This is a genomic window from Duganella sp. BJB476 (assembly GCF_003416895.1).
Lineage (GTDB): Bacteria > Pseudomonadota > Gammaproteobacteria > Burkholderiales > Burkholderiaceae_D > Rugamonas.
This window is the reverse complement of record NZ_QVIO01000001.1, coordinates 240001-262604: the sequence shown is the minus strand read 5'-3', so window position 1 is coordinate 262604 and position 22604 is coordinate 240001. Positions and strand designations below refer to the sequence as shown.

General features: G+C 62.6%; 14 protein-coding genes. 5 read left to right on the top strand and 9 right to left on the bottom strand.

The window, feature by feature from the left end; genetic code table 11:
- Window positions 1–9 precede the first annotated feature (9 nt).
- From D0T21_RS01105 to D0T21_RS01065, 9 genes are all read right to left on the bottom strand, one after another.
- Entirely contained in the window at window positions 10–2583 is a 2574-nt protein-coding gene (locus D0T21_RS01105) for a family 20 glycosylhydrolase (protein ID WP_116988026.1), read from the bottom strand.
- Window positions 2584–2598: 15 nt separating this feature from the next.
- Complete coding sequence (locus D0T21_RS01100; RefSeq protein WP_229211286.1) at window positions 2599–5232, bottom strand: TonB-dependent receptor; 2634 nt, start codon at window positions 5230–5232, stop codon at window positions 2599–2601.
- A 91-nt stretch (window positions 5233–5323) separates the two neighbouring features.
- On the bottom strand, window positions 5324–7954 hold the full coding sequence (locus tag D0T21_RS01095; protein ID WP_116988025.1) for a TonB-dependent receptor: 2631 nt from the start codon (window positions 7952–7954) through the stop codon (window positions 5324–5326).
- A 39-nt stretch (window positions 7955–7993) separates the two neighbouring features.
- Entirely contained in the window at window positions 7994–9133 is a 1140-nt protein-coding gene (locus D0T21_RS01090; protein WP_116988024.1) for an ABC transporter ATP-binding protein, read from the bottom strand.
- A gap of 24 nt (window positions 9134–9157) precedes the next feature.
- Window positions 9158–10009 carry a carbohydrate ABC transporter permease gene (locus tag D0T21_RS01085; RefSeq protein ID WP_229211285.1) on the bottom strand — a complete coding sequence of 284 codons (852 nt, stop codon included), beginning with the start codon at window positions 10007–10009 and terminating at the stop codon, window positions 9158–9160.
- Between the two features lie 25 nt (window positions 10010–10034).
- On the bottom strand, window positions 10035–10919 hold the full coding sequence (locus D0T21_RS01080; RefSeq protein WP_116989307.1) for a carbohydrate ABC transporter permease: 885 nt from the start codon (window positions 10917–10919) through the stop codon (window positions 10035–10037).
- A gap of 135 nt (window positions 10920–11054) precedes the next feature.
- Window positions 11055–12305 carry an ABC transporter substrate-binding protein gene (locus D0T21_RS01075; protein ID WP_116988022.1) on the bottom strand — a complete coding sequence of 417 codons (1251 nt, stop codon included), beginning with the start codon at window positions 12303–12305 and terminating at the stop codon, window positions 11055–11057.
- 232 nt (window positions 12306–12537) lie between these two features.
- Entirely contained in the window at window positions 12538–13893 is a 1356-nt protein-coding gene (locus D0T21_RS01070; RefSeq protein WP_229211284.1) for a cellulase family glycosylhydrolase, read from the bottom strand.
- 3 nt (window positions 13894–13896) lie between these two features.
- Window positions 13897–15171: a sugar MFS transporter gene (locus tag D0T21_RS01065; RefSeq protein WP_373886644.1), complete on the bottom strand. Its 1275-nt coding sequence runs from the start codon at window positions 15169–15171 to the stop codon at window positions 13897–13899.
- Between the two features lie 314 nt (window positions 15172–15485).
- On the opposite strand from D0T21_RS01065, the gene D0T21_RS01060 reads away from it, so the two are divergent.
- From D0T21_RS01060 to D0T21_RS01040, 5 genes are all read left to right on the top strand, one after another.
- Window positions 15486–16508, top strand: a complete 1023-nt coding sequence (locus D0T21_RS01060; RefSeq protein ID WP_116988019.1) for a LacI family DNA-binding transcriptional regulator — start codon at window positions 15486–15488, stop codon at window positions 16506–16508.
- Between the two features lie 135 nt (window positions 16509–16643).
- Complete coding sequence (locus D0T21_RS01055; RefSeq protein WP_116988018.1) at window positions 16644–17852, top strand: AGE family epimerase/isomerase; 1209 nt, start codon at window positions 16644–16646, stop codon at window positions 17850–17852.
- A 2-nt stretch (window positions 17853–17854) separates the two neighbouring features.
- Window positions 17855–18763 carry a carbohydrate kinase gene (locus D0T21_RS01050; protein ID WP_116988017.1) on the top strand — a complete coding sequence of 303 codons (909 nt, stop codon included), beginning with the start codon at window positions 17855–17857 and terminating at the stop codon, window positions 18761–18763.
- 95 nt (window positions 18764–18858) lie between these two features.
- The gene (locus D0T21_RS01045; protein ID WP_116988016.1) at window positions 18859–20964 is read left to right on the top strand and encodes a TonB-dependent siderophore receptor; all 2106 of its coding nucleotides are present in this window, start codon (window positions 18859–18861) and stop codon (window positions 20962–20964) included.
- Window positions 20965–20967: 3 nt separating this feature from the next.
- On the top strand, window positions 20968–22509 hold the full coding sequence (locus tag D0T21_RS01040; protein WP_199538378.1) for a histidine-type phosphatase: 1542 nt from the start codon (window positions 20968–20970) through the stop codon (window positions 22507–22509).
- Window positions 22510–22604: the final 95 nt, after the last annotated feature.

Genomic DNA, 22604 nt, shown 5'->3' with positions numbered 1-22604 from the left:
ACTCCTCGTTCAATGGTTGTCGATGTGCGACACCGCGCCCATCCTGCCGTTGCGGTCGAACGCTGCCACTTTGATCTGGCCCTTGTCGGATATCGGCCCGTTCACTGGTTTGCTACTGGTATTCGGCTCGCTGCCGTCGCTGGTGTAGCGCATGGCGATACCCGGCAAGGCATGGTTGACCAGCACCCGGCCGCCGTCCAGCATCAAGCCCGGTGGCGCGATGCGGTAGTCGACGTTGGCGTGTTCCAGGTCGAGGCGCGGCAGCACGCGCTGGCTCAGCGTGTTGACGAAGCCGGACCATGCGGCGCGGTGCAGTGCGGCGGCTTTGGCGGCATCGGGCTCGGTCGCCCAATCGGGATCGGGGGCCCATGAACGTTCGGCCATCGCCAGCAGGCGTGGCATAACGAGGTAGTCGATGCGTTCCGGCGTGCGTACGGTTTCGGTGAACAGCGTGGCTTCCAGCCCGCGTATGCGGCGCTTGCCGTAATCGGTCAGCGAATCCTTGCCGACCAGCGGCGGATTGGCGTTCTTCAGGTAGTCCAGCGGGATGAAGTCGTAGACCGTATCCAGCTCCACGTAATCGCCCCAGTTCACGCCCGGCTCCTCGGGATTGGCGTTGTAGGCCATGTCCATGTACATCTTGGTCACCGGCGCCAGTACGATGTCGTAGCCGGCGTTGGCGAGACGGTAGGCGAAGTCCTCGGCGCCTTCGGTGTTGTTCCAGACGTAGGCGCTGAAGCCGCGCTGTGTGAAATGCGGATTCGGTATCAGTTTGTGCTCGCCGCGCAGCTTGGTGCCACGGGCCGCCATCTCTTCCCAGCCGGAGGCGTACAGGCCGTGCTTGCGCAGGATGGCGTCGACCCGGTCGTAGAAGTAGTCCCACAGTTCGGCGGTGCTCTCCAGTTTTTTCTTCTGCATGACCGCGCGGCTGGCGGGCGACTGCTCCCAGGCGCCGCCCGGCAGTTCGTCGCCGCCGACGTGAATGGTATGCAGCGGCACGCCTGCTTCCTTGTACATCGCCACAACCTGCGTTATCACGTGGTCGATGAAGGTGAAGCTGGACTCCAGGCCGGGATTGATCACGTGATCGGTGTACAGCTGCGCCGACTTGTAGACGGACTTGTCGTTCAAATCGTTGAGCAGGTATTTGGCGGCGTCGCCCTTCCCTTCGGCTTTCATGCGATGGTAGCGGGCTTCCATCGACTTGACGGCGGCGCGGGCGTGGCCCGGCATTTCGATTTCGGGGATCACTTCGATGTGACGCGCGGCCGCGTAACGCAGGATCTCGATGTACTCGGCGCGGGTGTAGTAGCCGCTGCCGCTGGCGTCAAGCGGATCGGGGCCGGAGCCGTAAGCCGGTTGCATCCGTACGCCGGGCTTGGCGCTGTGGCCGCGCACCGCGCCGATGCTGGTCAGCTCAGGCAAGCCGGCGATCTCCAGCCGCCAGCCTTCGTCCTCGGTCAGGTGGAAGTGGAATTTATTGAGCTTGTAGCGCGCCATCAGGTCCAGCAGCTTGAAGACCGTCTGCTTGGTGTGGAAGTTGCGGCCTACGTCCAGCTGGAAGCCGCGATACTCGAAGCGCGGCGCATCGGTGATCGTCACTTCCGGCAGCTCGATGCTGGTGGCGCCTGGCAGCGGCAACATGTCGCGCAGCGATTGCAGGCCATAGGCGACGCCGGCCGCGCTGTTGCCGACGATGTCGATGCCGTCCTTGATCGTCAATGTGTAAGCTTCCGGCGAGGTGGAGCCGGCTACGGCGCCCACGCTCAAGCGCAGAGTCGGCGCGCCGACGCCAGCCGCTGGCAAGCTAGCCGGGAACAGCGAACGCGCAAACGCGGCCTCCGTCTTCAACGCGGCGGGAGCGACGATCTTCGGCAGCGCAGCCAGTTGCAGCTTGCCGCCACCCGCTTGCAGACGCTGCGGCGTCGGGAATACCGGCGGCAGCGAGGCGGCCGGCACCCAGTCCGCGTTGACGTTGCGGCGATAGATGTCCTGCGCGGTGACGACCGGCTTGGCGCCGCTGGTTCCCTTGTCCAGCTGCTCGGGACGCGTGACCGGCAGCAGCTGGTAGTCGGCGATGGCCTGACCGACGTCCGGCGCGGCGTCGTAGACCAGGTAAGGCCCGGCCGGCGCCTTGGCCAGCTTGATGACCAGGTCGGGATGGTAGTAAGCGATATTCAGCGTCTGCCCCGCCGGCACGCCCGCAAAGCCGGGGGCGGGACGAATGCGGTATAGATTACCCGAAACCTGTTCCAGCAGCAGATTGCCTTCCAGCGGTCCGGTCGCAACGCCGTCCATGACGTTGAAGTACAGCGTCCAGCCCTGCGCGGGCAAGGGCTGCTGGCCAAGATTGGTCAGGATTAGGCGCGCCTGCGTGCCGCCGCCCGGCGCCTCGGGAGTGAATACAGTGCGCACCAGCTCCCAGCGCAGGCGGATCTGCGCGCCGTTGACGTATCCGGCCAATGCGCCCTGCCCGGCCGCCGTCTTCGCCTCCGGCGCGGCCTGCACGGCCGCCCCACCCGCCATTGCCACCATCAGCCACGAGGCCAGCGCGATGCCACTGTACTTGATCTGCTTACGCATTCGATTCCTTTTCTTTTACCAGGTGGCGCCGAAGCGGATGCCGTAGATGCGCGGGTCGTTAAAGGACGCCGTCACATAGCCGGGATCGACCACGCTTGCGTAGTTCTTCGCCAGCGTCTGGCCCCAGTTTTTAACATACGCCTCCACGTGCCATTTGCCGCCCGGCGAAACCAGCTTGATCGTGGCGTCGAACGTGGTGTAGGCCTTCTGCGCGTCGGAGATGTGGGGATTATCCAGATTCCGCAGCGAGAAGTACATCTTGTCCTGCCAGCGCGCGGAAATCCATGGCGTCAGCGTGTAGTCGCCCAGTTCGAAGTCCTGCGACGCGCTCAGGTTCAGCGTATTGGCCGGCGCATACGGCAGGCGGTTGCCCGCGATATTCAGCGGGAACTTGCCGGCGAACAGAGGGTCGGTGCCTTCGTACGCCACGCACGGCGGCGCGCCGTACTTGTCGCGGATGTTGCAGCTGATCGAGCTGTCCTCGCTGTAGGTCGGATAAGACTTGATGACCGCCTTCAGGTGCGAGTACGAATAGCCAATGTGCGAACCAGGCCACGGCTTGTACTCGCCCTCGATTTCCAGGCCGGAGATATTCGCCTGCGCCGCATTCTGCGTGCCGTAAATAACCACGCTGTCGCAATACGGATTGGTGGCGGTGCACGGAATCTTTGGAATGATCTTGCCGACGGTGACGCCACCGGTCAGCTGCATGTCCTTGTAGCGGCTGTAGAACGCGGTGGCCGAGAAACTCAGCTTGTTGTTCAGCAGGCGGCCCTTGTAACCCAGTTCGAAGTTGGTCAGCGTCTCCGGATTCCACGGCATGTTGGTGTAGTGCGGTCCCGGCGTCATGCCGGCGCAATTGCCGTTCAAGCCGGTGCGGCAGATATCTTCCTTGTCGCTGAAGCCCCCAGCCTTGTAGCCGGTCGACAGCGAGGTGTAGACCATGTCGCGCGGCGTCAGCTGGCGGCTCAGGCCAAGGCGCCAGGTGAACTTCTTCCACGAGGCCGAATCGTCGCTGATCACCGGATGGATCGACGAATCGAAACCGCCCGCGCCGTAGTAGCCGCCCATGCCCGGCTTCAGGTCGGAGCTGTTGAACGGCACGAAGCCCGGCGTACCGGGCGTACCGGGATTGTGAAGTCCCTTGAAGTAGATCGCCGGATCGTCCGAGAACGCCGTGTCCCAGTACTGCCCGCCGACGTCCTTGCGGGTGTCGCGGGTCATGCGGCCGCCCACGGTCAGGTTCCAGGTCGGCGCGAACTCCCAGTCTGTCTGCGCGAAGATGGCCTTGGAATCGGATTGGCGGTCGGCCTGGTGGTAGAAGTAGGACTCGGCCGGGAAGCCGTAAGTGCCCCATGACGCGCCCAGGTAGTCCTGCGCGTAGTCGATCATGTTCTTCTCGTGCATCCAGAACAGGCCAGCAACGTAGCGCAGGCGATCGTACTTGCCGCGCAGTTGCAGCTCGTGGACGGTGGAGACGTACTTGGACGCCGTGGTGTAGGTCGCGTAGTCGTTGAACGGCGACGTACCGGGACGCGTCGCCAGCTCGCTCTCGATAGGCTGGTAGCCGCTGTCGCTATCCTGGATCTCGCGCCGTTTCTGGCTGGACCAAGAGGCGTTGTACTCGATGGTGGTGGATGGGCTCAGATCCCATACCAGGCCGCTGCGCACGGTGTCGATGGTCATGTCCATCACGCCGGGCACGTTGACCTTCACGTCCCACTGGCCGCCGGTGCAGGCGTACGGCGTGCCAGCCGCCTGTTCGCAATCCTTGATCGGCAGGTCGCCGGCGCCGTTGTTCTGGTACTTCTCGTAGGTCAGGCGCCAGTCGAGATCAGGACGGATCTTCCAGCGCGCCTGCAGGCGCGCCGCGTATTCGTCTTTGTTGGTGTAGAACTTGTCGGCGCCGACCTTCTGGTTGAAACGCTGGTCGACGTCGGGGATGACGTTGCCGGCCGAATCGCGGGCCGGCACGATGCCCAGCGCCGGGAAGTTCGCGGCGTAGAAGTCCTGCTGCTGGTTGATGTAGCCGTCACGCTTTATCTTCATCGCCGTGACGCGCATCGCGAAGTTGTCGTTGACCGGGATGTTCTGCACCGCCGAGATCTGGCGTCCACGGTAATTGCTTAAATCTGCTTCGGCCGTGCCGTAGCTGCTGCCGAATTCCGGCTTGGCCGGAATGATGTTGATGCTGCCGCCGGTAGAGTTACGGCCGAACAGCGTGCCCTGTGGACCACGCAGCACCTCGACCTGATCAAGGTCGAACATCAGCGCCAGCGCGGCCTGGGGACGCGGCTGGTACAAGCCCGCCACGTGCAGGCCCACGGCCGGGTTGCCGATCTCCGTGAAGTCGGAGCTGCTCACGCCTCGGATCGCGATCTGCACGCCGCCGCTGCCGTCGTTGGAGGTGCCCAGTTGCAGATTGGGGATCTGGCCGCTCAATCCGCGCACGTCGGTGATGCCGTCGCGGCTCAGCGCTTCCTGCGTCACCGCCGTTACCGCCACCGGCGTCTTGAGCAGCGAGGTGGAATGGCGCGTCGCCGTCACCTTGACCTCCGCCACCTGGTCCTTGGTGGCGATGGCTGAATTGTCAGCCTCCTGCTGCGCATAAGCCACACCGGCGCAAATGCTGCCGATGGCGAGACTCATAAATTTTCTCTTGAAACTATGATGCGACATCATTACTCTCCCGATCAAACGTTATTTATCTCGCCACCAGCAAGGTACTGCGTTCAGCTTTTTAGAACTTGGCTTTCAAGCCAACGCTGTAACGCGCGCCGTTTTCATACACGCCCACCGGCAAGCCGTCGGTCGTATTGGTACGGATGACTTCATTGGTGATGTTCACCGCCGTCAGGTACAGGCTGATCTTCGGTGTGATATCCCAGCTGGCCGACGCATCCCACTGGCCGTAGGCGCTGGTCACGTCCTGGCCACCTTCATCCAGCGCACCGTAAGCCTTGGAGCGGTAGTTGTACGACAGCCGCGCGCTGTAACCGTTCTTCTCGAAGAAGCCGGTGATATTGGCCTGGTTGCGCGAGTTGCCCACCACGTTCAGCTTCACGCCAGCCGCGTTGGCGCCGGTCTTGGCGTCGGTATAGGTGTAGTTGACGATGGCGCCGAAGCCGCTGCTGAACGCTTGCTGCCATTGCAGTTCCAGGCCGTTGACCGTTTCGCCGTTGTTGGCGTTGTACGGACGGGTGACCGGACGCATCACGCCACCAACGTTCTCCGTCGCCGTCTGCGTGTAGATGAAGGTATCCAGCTTTTTAGCGAACACGGTAGCCGACAGCAGCGACGCATCGGCGTAGTACCACTCGGCGCCGAGTTCCGCCTGGTTGGCGTGGTAAGGCTTGAGCAGCGGATTGCCGGAGGTCGCGGCGTTGGTGGTGCCGCTGACTTCCGTACTGGCGCTCAAATCGCTGTAGGTGTTACGCGCCATCACACGCGCCACGGCACCGCGCACCAGCAGTTCCTTGCTGACGGTGTAGACCGCGTTCAGGTTGGGCAGCACGTCGGTGTAGCTGCGGCTGACGTTGGCCAGCGTGTAGTTTCCGGTGCCGGTCAGGTCCTGGTACGCCTCCGAGTTCTGGTCGGTCTTGACGATACGGGCGCCGAAGTCGCCACGCCATTGGCCAGTGGCGAAGTCCGCGCGCGCATAGGTCGCATAGATCTTTTCCTTGATCTTGTAGTACTCGCCCTTCGCTTCCGCATAGACCATGCCCTTGTCGTACATAGGGAAGCCCTTGGAGTAGGCCAGGCCATCATCCACCCATGCGTACTGCGTCAGCGAGCCCGGATTGGCGGCCTTCTGGCTCAGCAGAGGCGAAGCGCCGGTCGACAGGTCGGCCAGCGAGAACGACTGCCAGCCTGGATTGCCAGGACCGTCGGTGCCAATCGTACGGTGGTTCTGCACCGTGGTGTCGCGGAACTTGGCGCCGACCTTGATCGATTTGAAGAAGCCATTGTTCACGTCCAGCGTCAAATCACCCTGCGCATAGTTTTCCTTGGTCTCCATGCGGCGGATCCAGTCGCGCGAGCTTTGCAGCGTCAGCTTGCTCGGGTCGAGCGGATTGATGTCCTGGTACTTGACCTCATACGTGTCCGGCGCGATGTTGAAGGTGGTGCGGGTATTCCCGACGAACCAGAAGTTGCGGTCATGGTCGCTGCCGCCCGAGCCCTTGGTGGTGCCGGCCTGGCCGTGGAATTTCCAGTTGTCGGCATCGTAGGTGCCTTCCAGGTCCAGCACTTCCGACTTGATGTAGGACTGGCGGAAGATAGGCTCGAACGATACGCCACCCGTCGGGCCGACGGTGCCGCCGACCAGCGCCTTGGTGCCGTCGGAGGTGGTGATGAACTTCGGATTGGTGACGGCGATATTGCCCTTCGCATCCGCCAGGCCGCCCGCTTCCCACAGGTAGTTCTGGTTGCTGTTGTCCATGCTCATATCCGAGTTCATGTAGTTCAGCGAGATGTCGGTGTTGGCGTTCGGGCGGGCTTGCAGGGTGATGTCGCCGGTGGTGCGTTTGCGGTCCTGACGGAAGATCGCCGAGCCGCCGCCCCACGACGCATAAGCGCCCGGCGTGACGACGCCGTTCTGGTCGACGATGTTGTACTTGGTCGAGTCGGTGAAGTTTTCCAGGCCGTCGCGACGCATGGTGCGCTGCTGGCGGCTGACGGCGACCAGCGCGCCGAAGGTTTTCTGCTCATTGGTCCAGCTCAGCAAACCGGAGATCTGCGGATCGGTTTTCTTCGGCAGCTTGCTGTAGGTCTCCTCGACCGACACCTGCGCCACCAGAGGCTTCAGTTGCAGGGGCTTGCGGGTCTTGACGATCACCAGGCCGCCGATGCTGCCTTCGTCCAGATCGGCCGACGGACTCTTATACACGTCGATGCTCGCCACCAGTTCGGAAGCCAGGATGTCGTAGTTGAAGCCGCGGCTTTGCGAATCGTTCTTCCACCAGTAGCCGGAAGCGACGGCCTGGCCGTTCAACTGGGTCAGGTTCAGGTTCTTGTCGGTGCCGCGCACGAAGATGTCGCGGCCCTCACCCCAGGTGCGGTCGACGGAGATGCCCGGCACGCGTTGCAGCGAGTCGGCCACGTTCTTGTCCGGGAATTTGCCGACTTCCTCGGCGGTGACGGTGTCGATGACGTTGCCGGAATCGCGTTTCTCAGCCAGGTTGCGCTTCAGGCGTTCGCGGATGCCGCGCACTTCGACGGTTGCGGTGTCGCCAACGGGTGCAGCCTCGCTGGTTTGAGCCGCTTCGGCCACAACTGGATCGGCTGCATAGACCTGGTGCGCAAAGCCCCCGCTCAGCGCCAGTGCGATCAAGTGAGGTAGTAGTTTTTTCTTAAGTACCGGCTTAGTCATTCAATTCTCCTTGTTTGAAAAATGTGAACCGCATTGATATCAGACGCTGCGCATCATGCTGCGCGCGGCCGACACCATATTCCCCGGACGCAGGCGGCGTAGCGCCTGTCCCCCTTCGTCAAACACGTGGAAGGCGGTGCTGTCGGCCGAGAAGACGATGGACTGTCCGATCTCGACGTGACGTTCGCCGTCTCCGCGTATCACCACGTCTTCTGCACCTTCACGACTGACGTAGATGTAATTGGCTTCGCCCAGGTGTTCGACCACACTGACCTCGCCTTTGAAAACTTCCGAACCGGCGCGCGATTCGTTGATATGCTCGGCGCGCAGGCCGAGCGTGACCTTCATGCCGGTGCGCAGGCCGCTGCCGTCGACGGCGGCGCGCACTGCTTCGCCGCTGGGCAGCAGCACCAGCACGCCGCCGGTGCTGGCTTCGGCCACGGTGCCGGCCATCAGGTTCATCTTCGGCGAGCCGATAAAGCCGGCGACGAACAGGTTGCGCGGCTGCTGATACAGGTCCAGCGGCGTGCCGGCCTGCTGGATCTGCCCTTCATGCATGACGACGATTTTGTCGCCCAAGGTCATCGCCTCGACCTGATCGTGCGTAACGTAGACAATGGTGGCGTCCAGCTGGCGATGCAGCTTGGCGATCTCCAGGCGGGTCTGCACGCGCAGCGCGGCGTCCAGGTTGGACAGCGGCTCGTCGAACAGGAACAGGCGCGGTTCGCGCACGATGGCGCGGCCGATGGCCACCCGCTGCCGCTGGCCGCCGGACAGCTCGCGCGGCAGGCGTTCCAGCAGATGTTCGATCTTCAGCGTGGCGGCGGCGCGGGTGATGCGTTCCTTGATCGCCGCCTTGCCCTCCCCGGCCACCTTCAGGCCGAAGGCCATGTTCTGGAACACCGTCATGTGCGGATACAGCGCATAGCTCTGGAACACCATGGCGATGCCGCGTTCGGCCGGCGGCAGGTGGTTGACCACCTCGTCGCCGATCGACATGCTGCCGCCGGTGATGCTCTCTAGGCCGCACAACATCCGCAGCAGCGTCGATTTGCCGCAGCCGGAGGGGCCGACCAGCACTACGAACTCGCCGTGCGCGATATCCAGGTCGATGCCGGCCAGGACATCGGTCTTGCCATCGTAGGATTTACGCAGCTGTTTGAGGCTGACACTTGCCATTACATTCCTCTTTCTGTTGTTGGGTTACTTGACCGCACCGGCCGTCAGGCCGCGGATCAATTGACGCGAAAAGATCGCGTACAAGATCAGCATCGGAATCACCGCCAGCGACAGCGCCGCCAGCACGGAATTCCAGTCGGTCACGTATTGGCCGATGAACTGCTGCACGCCCAGCGTGACGGTCTTGGTGCGGTCGGACGGCGCCATGATCAGCGGAAACCACAAATCGTTCCAGGCCGGGATCATGGTGAACACCGCCACCGTCGCAATCGCCGGCCGTATCAGCGGCAGCACCACCTGGAAGAAGATGCGGACTTCGCCGACGCCGTCGCAGCGGGCCGCGTCCTTCAACTCCGACGGCACCTGGCGCATGAATTCGGACAGGATCATGATCGCCAGCGGCAGGCCCTGCGCCGTGTACACCAGGATCAGCGCGGCCAGCGTGTTGACCAGATCCAGCTTGACCATCAACTCCAGTATCGACACCGTGCCGAGGCGGATCGGGATCATGATGCCGAGGGCGAGGAACAGCGTCAGCACACGGTTGCCCATGAAGCTGTATTCCGACAGCGCCCACGCCGCCATGGCGCCGAACAGCACGATGCACAGCAGCGCCACCAGCGTCACATACAGGCTGTTGCCGAAGTAAAGCAGGAAGTTGGTGCTGGCCAGGACCTTCTGGAAGCCGATGAAGGTCAGCGACTCCATCGTCGGCAGCGCCAGCGGATCGTCGAAGATGGCGGCGCGGCTCTTGACCGAGTTAATCAGGATCAGCGCGATCGGGAACAGCGCCAGCACGGTGTAGGCGATCAGCGTCGCGTGCACCATCAGGCGGCCCAGGTCGAAGCGGCTGGCCAGCGGTACGGGTGGATTCATGGCGATAGCGGTCATGGCGCGGCCCTCACAGTGCAAAGCGGGTCAGCCTGCGCTGGACACCGACAAAATAGACACCCACGCCGGCCAGGATCACCAGGAACATCAGCGTGGCGACGGCGGAACCCAGGTAGGCGTTGCCGACCTGCGCCTGATAGCCAAAGAAGGTGCGGTAGAACAGCGTGCCCAGGATATCGGTCGAATAATTCGGCCCGGCCAGCGCGCCCTTGATCGAGTAGATCAGATCGAAGGCGTTGAAGTTGGCGACAAAGGTCAGTATCGTCACCAGGCCTAGTGTCGGGTAGATCAGCGGCAGCTTGATCTGCCAGAAGATGCGCAGCGCGCTGGCGCCTTCCACGTGGGCCGCCTCGACGATTTCCTCGGGCACCGCCAGCAGCGCGGCGTAGATCAGCATCATCGGCATGCCGATGTACTGCCACACCGAGATCATCGACAGCGTCGCCAGTGCGGTTTCCTCCTGCCCCATCCACGGCGCGAACCAGTCAGCCAGGCCGGCAAAGCCCATCAGCTTCTCGCCCACGCCCCACAGCGGCGACAGGATCAGCTGCCAGATAAAGCCGATGATCACCACCGACAGCAGCGTCGGCAAAAAGATCAGCGTGCGGTAGGTACGGGCGCCGCGCAGCCCTTTCAAACTAAACAGCGTCGCCAGCAGCAGGCCGACAGGGTTCTGCAACAGCATGTGGATGCAGAAGAATTTGGCGTTGTTGGCCATCGCATTCCAGAACCCCGCCGACCAATCCGGATCGAGCAGGATGGTGCGGAAGTTTTCCAGGCCGACGAAAACCGTCGTGCCGTTGTCGTCGGCGCTGAAGAAGCCCTGCGCCAGCGTCTGCACCAGCGGCAGCGCGCTAAACAGGGAGTAGACGATCACCGCCGGCGCCAGGAACATCAGCAACTGCCAGGGCCGCACCGTATTAACCACGTGTTTCAAGTAAGCCTCCAGAATTCGGGCAAAAAAGAGCCGGCGCCGCGCCCGGCGCCGGCCAAAGGAATCACACAATCAGGGGGAGGGATTGGTGTGATACTACTTTTGCTGTGGCTTGTACCACTTCGCAAAACCGTTTTGCAGCTTGGTCGCGGCATCCTTGGGCGCCAGCTTGCCGTTCAATACCTGCGCGTTCACGTTCCACAATTCGCTTTCCATGCTGGGCTGCCCGCGATTGAGCACCTGGGCGTTGAAGCGTATCGTCGACGCGCAACTGCCGCGCCATTCCGCCATCTGCTTGGCCACCGGATCGCGCACCGCGATCAGGTGATTGGACAGTGAGAAGAATCCGGTCACGCGATTGGTGTAGATGTCCGCGAATTCCTGCGAGCCCACCCAGGCCAGGAATTTGTAGGCGTCTTCCTTGTTGCGGGATTTTTTGTTGACGCCGATGCCGATGTCCATGTGGTCGGAGATGAAGCATGGATCGCCGGCCTTGCGCACCGGCGGCGCAAACGCGCCCAGCTCCAGGCCCGGCGTCTGGCCGAAGTACGAGATGTCCCAGGAGCCGGTTGGATAGATCGCGGCGCGGCCCAGCGCGAACTGGTTCTGGCTGTCGCCGTAGGTTTGGGCGCTGGCGCCCTTGCTGAGATAAGTGCCCATCTTCTGCTCGAACTGCAGCGCCTCGACGAACGGTGCGTCGGTCAATTTGGCTTTGCCGGAGATCAGCGCCTTGCGGCCTTCCTCGCCATGCCAGAAGTTCGGGCCGATATTGGTATAAACCATTTGGCTCGATTCCCACTGGTCGGCCGTGCCCAGCGCCAGCGGCGCGACGCCGCCCTTCTTCAGCGCCTCCAGCACGGCGAAGAATTCATCGACGGTCTTCGGCGGTTGCAGGTTCAGCTTCTTGAAGATCTTCTTGTTGTATAAGAAGCCGTGGATCACCGAGGCCACCGGCATGCAGAAGGTGTCCTTGCCGTCGTCGGTCTGCCAGGCCACCGTCGACGTGGGCGCGAAGTTCTGCATGCCCGGCTTGCCGTCCAGCTTCTCCAGATGACCCTTCTTGTACAGCGACAGCGAGACATCGAACGGACGGCAGGCTATCAGGTCGCCGGCGGTGCCGCCAGCCAGGCGCGCGGCCAGGCTGGAGTCGTACTCGGTGGGTGCGGTCGGCGCGAATTTGACTTCGATGCCGGGATTGCTCTTTTCGAAGGCCGGCAGCAGTACTTTTTCCCACAGCGTCTTATCGTCGACGCGCCAGCTTTCGATCACCAGGGTGCCGGCCTGGGAGGCCTGGGCGGAGAACATGGCGATCAACAGAGCGTGGCGAACAATCCGGCGTACTTGCATGTATGAGTCCCTTTGCATGGCTTTATTTACAACGATGAATTTATTCTAGCATCGGCTTTTCTGTGACAGGCGAGTGGATTGCCTTACAGAACCAACCAGCTAAGCCGTTGAATTCATTGATATAAATTTTCAGCGCGGGACTATTGCATTACATTTCCTTACTGCCGATGGGAACGCGAAGGGGATATGGCGGGGACAACGCCCCCGCCCTGCAAGGCTTCGTAAGAAATGCTTACATAACTTTACAAAAAGCCTGTGAGCTTGTTGTTGGAATGCGGCAGATGCCGTGCAGGCGGTCAGCGTATTCCTTAATTAACAGCAGCGAGCCGACGTCGGAATCGAATACCGAGTACAGGCCCTGCTCTTCTTGCGGCGGGTCGCCGACGAAGTCGTTCCCCGGCTTCCACCAGTAATCCGCGTTGGCAGCGCGGCCTGCGCCACCCCATGCCCAGAAATTGAAGCCCGCGATCGGATCGCCTTTGCTAGCGCGCTGGTAGATGACGTCGAAGACTTCGCGGTAGTAGCGGTCGCGGATCTTGGTGGTGGCCTTGATGCTGAACGATGGACCGTCGCGGTCCAGCCCGAACTCTTCCAGCACGATAGGCTTGTTCAACTTCTTCGCCAGTTCGATGTGCGTGTTCAGGTAGTCGCGGCTCTTGGCAATGGCGCCGTCCCAGCTGCCGGTGGGGTTCTTCGAATCGAACCAGCCCCAGTTCTTGGGCCACAGGTGATAGGTCAGGTAGTCGATATTGCTGGTGCGGTGCGCGTCCAGGTAGAGCTGCGCGTCCTGCGCCGAGCCGACCACGCCTTCGCTGCCGCTGCTGACCATGTGGTTCTTGTCCAGGCTATGAATGTAGCCTGCCGTCTCGTCTATCCATTTGACGTAGACCGCCCTTTCCTTCGGCGTGACCTGGCTGGTGCCCGGACGCGGCTCGTTCGCCAGCTGCCACGCCATGATGCTGGCGTCCTCGGAGTATGGCTTGCCGGTGACCGTGTTGACGCGCTTGACGATACTGGCGATCACGTTGCGGTACTCGGCCTGCGCGGCAGCGCTGCGATAGAAGGCGGCGGTGCTCGTCAGGAAGCCGTCGAAGTCCTTGGTGACGTTCGGGTCCAGCGCCGGCGTGCCTTCGAACCAGTTCAGGTACTGCGTCATGCCGCCGGACCATTGCCAGAAGTTGTTCAGGTAAAGCACCGCCGTCATATCGCGCTTGGCGACTTCCGCCATCAGGAAGTCCAGGCCGACCAGCAACTCCTCGTCATACTGGCCCGGCGCCGCCGTCGTCGCGGGACTGACTGCGCTCTTCATATCCGTCTTTTCCGACACGGCCAGCACGCGCAGGTTATTGATGCCCAGCGCATGCATATTGTCCAACTCCTTCAGCAGGCGGGAACGCTCGCCCACGCCGCTGGCCACGCCGAGGTAGCCGCCGTACCAGAAGTTGGCGCCGACGATATAGTAGGCCTGCCCCTTGCGGTTAAAGTGCGTCTTCTTGACGCTGACGAAATCGGCCTTGCCGGCCGCGCCTACCATGCCGCAGGCGCTCACCATCAGCGCGGCGACGCAGAATTTAAATAGTCGTTTCATGATCTATTTCGTCGAGTACATGCTGGCATACTTCACGCCGAAGTAAAGGATAAAGGTGTAGCAGGCAGCCGGCACGAAAAACGACCATTGCAGGCCAATGGAGTCAGCCAGCAAGCCCTGAGCGAAAGGCACGACCGCGCCGCCGACGATGGCCATGCACAGAATGCCTGAGCCTTGGCCGGTCTGCTTGCCCAGCTTGTGCAGCGCCATGCTGAAGATGGTCGGGAACATGATGGAGTTGAACAGGCCGACCGCGATGATGCTCCACATGGCGACCGCGCCGCTGCCGAAGATGGCGGCCAGGATCAGCGCGATGGACGCCGCCGAGTTGAAGGCCAGCGCCTTGCCCGGGCTGACATAGCGCATCACGCCGAAGCCGATGAAGCGGCCGATCATGGCGCCGCCCCAGTAGTAGCTGACGTAGTGCGCGGCGGCGCCGGCCGGCAGGCTGGCGACATTCGACTCGCCGAGGAAGTTAATCAGGAAGCTGCCGATGCTGACTTCTCCGCCCACATACAGGAAGATGCCGATCGCGCCCAGCACCAGGTGGCGATGCGCCAGCACGGATTTCTCGACGGCGGAGATAACGCCGGCCTCCTCTTCCGCGTGGGTCATCTTCGGCAGGCGCACCAGCGCGAACAGGATGGCCAGTGCCAGCAGCGCCGCAGCCAGCGCCAGATATGGACCTTGCACGGCGGCCGCTTCCTCGGCCTTGGTCTTGACCAGGTTGGCCACCACGGGCGCGCCTTCAGACAAGATCAGGATGCCGCCCAGCGTGGGTGCGATAGTGGTGCCCAGCGAATTGAAGGCCTGGGTCAGCGTCAGGCGGCTCGATGCGGTGGCCGGCGCGCCCAGCACCGTCACATACGGATTGGCCGCCACCTGCAGGATCGTGATGCCGCTGGCGAGCACGAAGAAGGCCAGCAGAAACAGCGCGTAGCCGTTCATCGACGCCGGATAGAACAGCGCGCAACCGCCGGCCGCCAGTACCAGGCCGCTGACCGCGCCGCGCTGGTAGCCGATACGCTTGATCAGCATCCCGGCCGGCAGCGAGACGATGAAGTAGGCGCCGAAGAAGCAGAACTGCACCAGCATCGCCTGCACATAATTAAGGGTATAAATCGATTTCAGATGCGGAATCAGCACGTCGTTTAGCGACGTTAGCAGCCCCCACATGAAGAACAGCAGTGTGATGATGACCAGCGGGACGGTGTTGCTGGTTCCTTCCTGGTCCGCTTGACCGTGAGGGCGCATAGCTGCCGATGCAACGTGTTCCATAAATCTGTCTCCTGTATGGATGGTTTTTATATTAATGAAAAAGATTCTGCATGGGCGCCATCCGGTGGTCAAACAGCAAGCGCATTTCGGCCGCAGTTTAGCCACCTTCACTAAACACGCCGATATAGGCGCGACGCCACCATTGCGGCGCAGCGAAAGGCTAAAACTGGCATGTTTAGTAAATTGCGCTAAACTTTTCGGGAAAACCATCTAGTTGTTTGACCGCGTATGGACGCTTATGCAAGACTGCGCTCATACAGAATCCTGCCGACGGCCGCGCCGCGAGCAGTTTCATAAAGATACTTGGAGGGTAGATGGGCAATGCCACGAATGTCGCCGGAGTGACGATACGGGATATCGCCCGTGTCGCCGGGGTGTCCGCCGGGACCATCTCGCGGGCGCTGAAGAATGAACCGGGACTGACCGAAGCCACCCGCCAGATGGTGCTGGAAGCGGCGCGGGAACTGGGCTACGATTTTTGCAAGCTGCGGCCGAAACGCCTGCGGCGGCTGACCTTCCTGCTGCACCGCCAGCACAACACCGCGTCGAGCAGCCCGTTCTACTCGCCGGTGCTGCACGGCGCAGAGGAAGCTTGCCGCAAGCAGGGCATCGTGCTGTCGTTCATGGCGGTCGGCCCGGCGGATGGTTTGATCGACCAGATACGCATGCATGCGCCGGACGGCATCGTCTGCGCCGGCTTCTTCGAACCGGAGACCTTGAGCGCCCTGCGCTCGACCGGCAAGCAGCTGGTGCTGATCGATATGCAGCTGCGCGGCTACAGCTCCGTCAACCCGGACAATATGATGGGTGGCTACCTGGCCACCAAGCACCTGATCGACACCGGCCGCACCCGCGTAGGCTTCATCTCCGGCCCGCTGTCGCACTACAGCATCCGCGAGCGCGCGCGTGGCTACCGGCAGGCGCTGTTTGAAGAAGGCATACTGGCCGATCCGCGCCTGGAAGCAGGATTGCCGGACGGCGTAGACCTGGAAACCGGCGCCTGGGAAGCGATGGAGAAGCTGCTGTCGCTGCCCCATCCGCCGGATGCGGTGTTCTGCTACAACGACAGCGCCGCGCTGGTGGCGATGCGCTGCTGCCTGGCCAAGGGCTTGAAGGTACCGCACGACATCGCCATCGTCGGCTTCGACGACATCGCGACCGCCGTGCTGGGACATCGTCCGCTGACGACGCTGCGCATCGATAAGAAAGCGCTGGGCGCGCTGGGCGTGGAACTGCTGCTCAGCGGGCAGCAGGAAGAGGCAGTGGAAAAGATCGCGCCGGTGGAATTGATCGTCCGTGCCAGCACCGTGTTCGACGGGTGGCGCATACAGAAATAATCTTTACAGACCAGGCTTTGTCGCAGGGCGTACGGTTCGCAGGAACCGTATGCGGGGGCTGCTGCGCGCCTGAAAAACATACAGTGCTTTGCCTTACAAGGCGGCCTGCTTTTTAACCCACAAACGGACCTGACGATGGTACCAGATTTTCAATCCCGCGCAACGCTGCTGAACCACATACGCCACACCAAGCACTTCTACGACGACCGCTGCGTGGACCCCAGCGGCGGCTTCTATCACTTTTACAAGGATGATGGAACGGTCTACGACGCGCGCACCCGCCACCTGGTCAGCAGCACGCGCTTCATCTTCACGCATGCGATGGCATGGCGCCAGTTCGGCGAAGCGGGCGACCAGCAGCGCCTGCGCCACGGCCTGGACTTCCTGCGCAAGGCTCACCGCAACGCCGACACCGGCGGCTACGCGTGGCAGCTGGACTGGAACAACGGCGCGGGCCTCGTCACCGACGGCACCAACCACTGCTACGGCCTGGCCTTCGTGCTGCTGGCCTACAGCCATGCGCTGATGGCCGGCGAAACCCAGGCCCGCGAATGGATCGCCGAGACCTATGCGCTGATGGAGCGCCGCTTCTGGCAATCCGCGCACGGCCTGTACGCCGACGAAGCCAGCTCCGACTGGACTTTCCTGGCGCCCTATCGCGGCCAGAACGCCAATATGCACGCCTGCGAAGCACTGATCGCCGCCTTCGAGGCGACCGGCGAACGCGCCTACCTGCTGCGCGCCGAAACGCTGGCTCGCAACATCACGCAACGCCAGGCCGCGCTGGCCGATAACCTGATCTGGGAGCACTACCACGCCGACTGGTCGGTCGACACCGAATACAACCGCCACGACAAGAGCAACATCTTCCGCCCGTGGGGCTACCAGCCGGGCCACCTGACCGAGTGGGCCAAGCTGTTGCTGCTGCTGGAGCGCCATGGCGCGCAGCTGGAAGGCGGCAGCAACTGGCTGCTGCCACGCGCCGTCGAACTGTTCGACGCGGCGCTGGCCAAGGCATGGGACCATGAACACGGCGGCATCTACTACGGCTTCGCGCCGGACGGCAGCATCTGCGACGATCTCAAATACTTCTGGGTGCAGGCCGAAAGCCTGGCCACCGCAGCGCTGCTGGCGGCGCGCACCGGCGAAGCGCGCTACTGGACCTGGTACGACAAGATCTGGGCTTACAGCTGGGAGCATTTCGTCGACCACCGGCACGGCGCGTGGTATCGCATCCTCGGCGCGGACAACAGCAAGCTGACCGACGAGAAGAGCCCCGCCGGCAAGGTGGACTATCACACCATGGGCGCCTGCTACGAAGTGCTCAACGTATTGAAGGACTAAGCATGACGGCCTTTCCGGTATTCGTGGCGGCGGGCGAAGCGCTGACCGACATGATCGTGCAGGACTCACAACAGCAGCAGTGGCATAGCCAGGTGGGCGGCTCAACCTGGAACGTGGCGCGCACCATGGCCAGGCTGGACGTGCCGACCGCCTTCGCCGGCGCCATCAGCCGCGACGTCTTCGGCGACGCGCTGTGGCAAGCCAGCGAGGCCGCGCGGCTGGACCTGCGCTTCCTCCAGCGTTGCGACAAATCGCCATTGCTGGCGATCGTGCACCGCACCGATCCGCCGGCTTACTTCTTCGTCGGCGACGACAGCGCCGACTTGCAGTTCGATGCGGCGGCGCTGCCGGACGGCTGGCGTGCGCACTGCAAATGGGCGCACTTCGGCGGCATCAGCCTGGCGCGCCAACCGCTGGCGGACAAGCTGGTGGCGCTGGCCGGACAGCTCAAGCGGGACGGCGTGCGCATCAGCTACGACCCGAACTACCGCTTGCTGATGGATGAGCATTACGACGCCACGCTGCGCCGCATGACGGAACTGGCGGACGTCATCAAGGTATCCGAAGAAGACCTGGAAGGCCTGTTCCGCACCACCGATATCGACGGCGCCTTCGCTACGCTGCGCAGCTGGAATCCCACTGCCACCTGGCTGTACACCAAGGGCGGAGCCGGTGCATCGCTGCACGTCGGCGACCAGGCGTGGCACCTGCCTGCGCCGCCAATCACCGTGGTCGACACCGTCGGCGCGGGCGACGCCAGCATCGCAGCGCTGGCATGGAGCATGATGCATCGTCCGCAAAATCAGCCTTTGCAGCATTTGCAGTTTGCCGTGGCGGCCGGCGCCGCCGCATGCCTGGCTGCGGGTGCGTCGCCGCCTTCGCTGGCGCAGATCGAGGCGCTGCTGCCCTAAGAAGTCACAGCCAACAGCATGGGGACCGTCATACGGTTGCCATACAAGATCGATAAGATTGCGGGCTTTATATCGCCCCTCTTCTTTAGGTTCTCATGCACCCTACCCCTTTCGTTAAATCCCGTTTGCACCTGGCCCTCGCGGCCGCCGGCCTGTGCGTGCTGCACGGCGCGGCCTTCGCCACAGAAGACGGCGAAGGCGCGCTGTCCAAGGTCGTCATCAAGGCGACGGTGGAAAAGAAAAAACTGGACGACAGCGTCAGTGGCGGCGCACTGGGACGCAAGTCGGAACTCGATACCCCCTTCTCCACCAAGGCCGTCAGCAGCGACGAAATCGAAGACCGCCTGGCCACCAGCATCTCCGAAGTACTGAAGTACGACGCCTCGGTCACCGCCATCAGCCCACCGATCAGCACCCACCCGGCCACCATCCAGATGCGTGGCCTGCGCCTCGATGACCTGAACGGCTACAAGATCAACGGCCTCGCCAACGTCAACCGCGGCACCGAAATGCCGTTGGAAATGTTCGAGAGCGTGGAAGTACTGAAAGGCCTGACCGGCTTTATGTACGGCTTCGGTTCGCCGGGCGGCATCGTCAACTACGTCAGCAAGCGTCCCACCACCGACAGGAGCTTCAGCGCTGCGCTGGGCTACCAGGAAGGCGGCGCGATCAAGGAGCATATCGACACCGGCGGCCTCCTGGGCGATGAAGGCGGCTTCGGCTACCGTCTGAATTTGCTGCATGAAGACGGCGGCGTGCAGGAAGAAAGTGGCTCCATCAAGCGTAACGCTGCGGGCATCAACCTGGAATGGCGCGTCACCAACGACGTGGCGATCACCTACGATGCGATCTACCAGCGCCGCAAAAGCGTAGGCGGCACCGATGTGGTGATCTCGCCGTTGTACGTGGTGCCGAAGCCGATCGCCGGCGACAGTAAATTGAACAGCATCGGCGCCGGCAGCGACGTCGAATTCGCGCTGTCCACCGTCGGCATGGAATACCGCCTGAGCCCAGAATGGATGGCGAACCTTTCCTACCGCACGTCGAACTCGACCCGCGTGTATAAAAAGGACCAGTACTACATCACCAGCAACAAGGGCGACTACAAGGACCGCGTCACCTCCGAGCTGCACGGCTACCACTTTGACCAGGCGCAGGCCAGCTTCGAAGGCAAGGTCAACGCCTTCGGCCTGGCGCATGAAATCGTCGCCGGCGTGACCTCGCAGAACCTGTCGTCGACCTCCTCCGTGGTGACACCGAAAAACTATATGGGCACCGGCAACCTGTATGCGCCGACCATCATCAACGTCGACAGCATCAACTGGAGCGGCGGCACCTACCGCGACGAAGCGACCCGCCAGGACGCAGCCTTCGCCAGCGACACCGTCAAGCTGACCGACAACTGGTCGGTGCTGGCCGGCGCCCGCTACACCCGCTACAACGACAACGCCTATTCCACCAAGGGCGCGGTCATCGCCAACTACCCGGCGCAGCGCACCACGCCGACCGTGGCGCTGATGTACAAGCCGGCCGCCGACACCACCGTCTACGGCAGCTATGTCGAGGCGATGGAGCAGGCTTCCAGCGCGCCGACGTCCACCGTCAACGCCAACCAGACCTTCGCCCCGCTGAAGAGCAAGCAGGCCGAAGTCGGCATCAAGACGGAACGCAGCTACTGGAACGCCAGCGCGGCGCTGTTCCACATCAAGCGCGGCGCGCAGTACACCAATGCCGGCAATGTCTTCGTGGCAGACGGCGAATCCAAATACCAGGGCGTGGAATTCAACACCGTGGTGCAGGCGGCTAAAAACCTGTCGATCGAAGGTGGCCTGATGCTGCTGGATGCGACGCTGGAAAACGCCGCCGCCGGCTACAGCGGCAAGCGTGCGGTCGGCGCCCCGCGCCGCCAGGTTTCGGTGCAGGCGACCTGGCGCGAAGTGCTGCCAGGCCTGGCGCTGCATGCCGGCACCCAGTACCTGGGCGAGCTGCCGATGGATGCTGCCAACGTCAACACGCTGCCGGCCTACACCTTGTTCGATGCGGGCTTCAACTACCGTCACCGTTACTTCGGCAAGATGGTCAGCGTGCGCGCCAACATCTCGAACATCGCCAACCGCAAATACTGGACCTACTATCAGGAGAACTACCTGAACGTCGGCTCGCCGCGTACCGCCAGCGTGAACGTTCGCGTAGACTTCTAAGATATGAAACCACCACGTATTGCGGCAGGCGCCGCGCTGTCCCTGTTGATGTTGAACGCTGCCGGCGATCAGTACTATCAAACCAAGACGCCGTATCAACCGCAGCAGGCCAGCGCCAGCTACGAAGCCCCGCCGCAAGGCTACCGCGCGGTCTACACCCAGCTGCTGGCGCGGCATGGGTCGCGCGGCTTGAGCAGCATGAAGACCGACTTGGCGCTCTACAACCTGTGGCAGCTGGCCAGCAAGGAGAAAGCCTTGACGCCGCTGGGCATTCACCTCGGCGAAGACCTGCAGCAAATGATGAAGGCCAACGCCCTATTGGGCTATGGCGTGGCCGGCATCACCAGGCCAGGCTACGGCAACGAGACCATGCAGGGGGTGACGGAGCACAAGCAGCTCGCAGAGCGCATGTATCGCCGCCTGCCGCAGCTGTTCCGCAACGCCGCCGCAGACACACGGCCGCGCCAGATCCTGCTCGTCACCTCCGGCAAGGACCGTGCCGTCGACAGCGGCGATTATTTCGCCGGATCGCTGGTGGCGCAGCAACCCAATCTGCAAGCGCTGATCGTGCGTCCGCCATCGTTGGCGCCGCGCGGCGAAACGAATCACGACAGCCGCCCGGCAGGCACCGACCGCTTCCTGCTCTACTTCCACAAACTGAGCGCGAAGCAGGATCTGGTGGCCGACGATAGCGATCCACTGCGCACCACTTATCAGGCCAGCCAGGAATACCAGGCCTGGGCCAGGAGCGACGAACTACGCGCGCGCGAAGCCGCCCTGCTGGTGCAGCCGCAGGTTGCGGCGGCCGCCAAGGCGGTACTGGGGCGCCTGTTCACGCCATCCTTTATCGAAGGACTGGATCAGGGCCGCTACAGCGCTGCCAACACCGGCACCCATAGCTACACCAGCGCCGACAAGCAGTTCACCAACAAGCTGACCGGCGACGGCGACACCGAGATCAAATCCGCAATCGACGCAGCTCAAGCACTCTACGACCTGTACGCGGCCGCCGCCGACATGAAGGCCGAACTGAAAGCCGACTTCTCCAGCTACATGCCAGCGCAGCAGGCGGCAGTGTTCGCGGCCACAGAAGACGCCCTCGCCTTCTACAGCAAGGGGCCCGGCATCAGCGAAAACGGCAGCGTCAACTACCGCATGGCACAAACACTGCTCGACGATTTTTTCAACGAGGTGGATGCAGTCGCCAAGGGCGATCTGTCGCACGCCGCCAAGCTGCGCTTCGCCCACGCCGAGATCATCATCCCGATGGCGGCCATCCTTGGCCTGCCCGGCATGTCCGAGCAGCTGCCGCGCGCGACGACCTACAGTTACAGCAACAGCAACTGGCGCGGAGATATCGTCGCGCCGATGGCGGCCAACATCCAGTGGGATGTCTACACCAATGACCAGGGCCGCACGCTGGTCCGCATGCTGTACAACGAGAAGGAGATGGACTTCAAGCGTGGCTGCGAGCAGGCGAAGATTGCCCCTGCAAGCCACTACTACGACTATGCCGGCCTGCGCGCCTGCCATATGCCGAAGTAATGCCGGTGCAAGCTTGCCTTTTAAACCAGCACTGAAGGCCTTCGGCTGCCGAAAACACAACATCCGATTCAATTCGTTACGAGGCTCCCTTTTTT

What these genes read in the sequence shown, in the direction of transcription:
- D0T21_RS01105 (WP_116988026.1), bottom strand. Translation starts at nt 2,583, where the DNA reads ATGCGTAAGCAGATCAAGTACAGTGGCATCGCGCTGGCCTCGTGGCTG.
- D0T21_RS01100 (WP_229211286.1), bottom strand. Translation starts at nt 5,232, where the DNA reads ATGAGTCTCGCCATCGGCAGCATTTGCGCCGGTGTGGCTTATGCGCAG.
- D0T21_RS01095 (WP_116988025.1), bottom strand. Translation starts at nt 7,954, where the DNA reads ATGACTAAGCCGGTACTTAAGAAAAAACTACTACCTCACTTGATCGCA.
- D0T21_RS01090 (WP_116988024.1), bottom strand. Translation starts at nt 9,133, where the DNA reads ATGGCAAGTGTCAGCCTCAAACAGCTGCGTAAATCCTACGATGGCAAG.
- D0T21_RS01085 (WP_229211285.1), bottom strand. Translation starts at nt 10,009, where the DNA reads ATGAATCCACCCGTACCGCTGGCCAGCCGCTTCGACCTGGGCCGCCTG.
- D0T21_RS01080 (WP_116989307.1), bottom strand. Translation starts at nt 10,919, where the DNA reads ATGTTCCTGGCGCCGGCGGTGATCGTCTACTCCCTGTTTAGCGCGCTG.
- D0T21_RS01075 (WP_116988022.1), bottom strand. Translation starts at nt 12,305, where the DNA reads ATGCAAGTACGCCGGATTGTTCGCCACGCTCTGTTGATCGCCATGTTC.
- D0T21_RS01070 (WP_229211284.1), bottom strand. Translation starts at nt 13,893, where the DNA reads ATGAAACGACTATTTAAATTCTGCGTCGCCGCGCTGATGGTGAGCGCC.
- D0T21_RS01065 (WP_373886644.1), bottom strand. Translation starts at nt 15,171, where the DNA reads ATGGAACACGTTGCATCGGCAGCTATGCGCCCTCACGGTCAAGCGGAC.
- D0T21_RS01060 (WP_116988019.1), top strand. Translation starts at nt 15,486, where the DNA reads ATGGGCAATGCCACGAATGTCGCCGGAGTGACGATACGGGATATCGCC.
- D0T21_RS01055 (WP_116988018.1), top strand. Translation starts at nt 16,644, where the DNA reads ATGGTACCAGATTTTCAATCCCGCGCAACGCTGCTGAACCACATACGC.
- D0T21_RS01050 (WP_116988017.1), top strand. Translation starts at nt 17,855, where the DNA reads ATGACGGCCTTTCCGGTATTCGTGGCGGCGGGCGAAGCGCTGACCGAC.
- D0T21_RS01045 (WP_116988016.1), top strand. Translation starts at nt 18,859, where the DNA reads ATGCACCCTACCCCTTTCGTTAAATCCCGTTTGCACCTGGCCCTCGCG.
- D0T21_RS01040 (WP_199538378.1), top strand. Translation starts at nt 20,968, where the DNA reads ATGAAACCACCACGTATTGCGGCAGGCGCCGCGCTGTCCCTGTTGATG.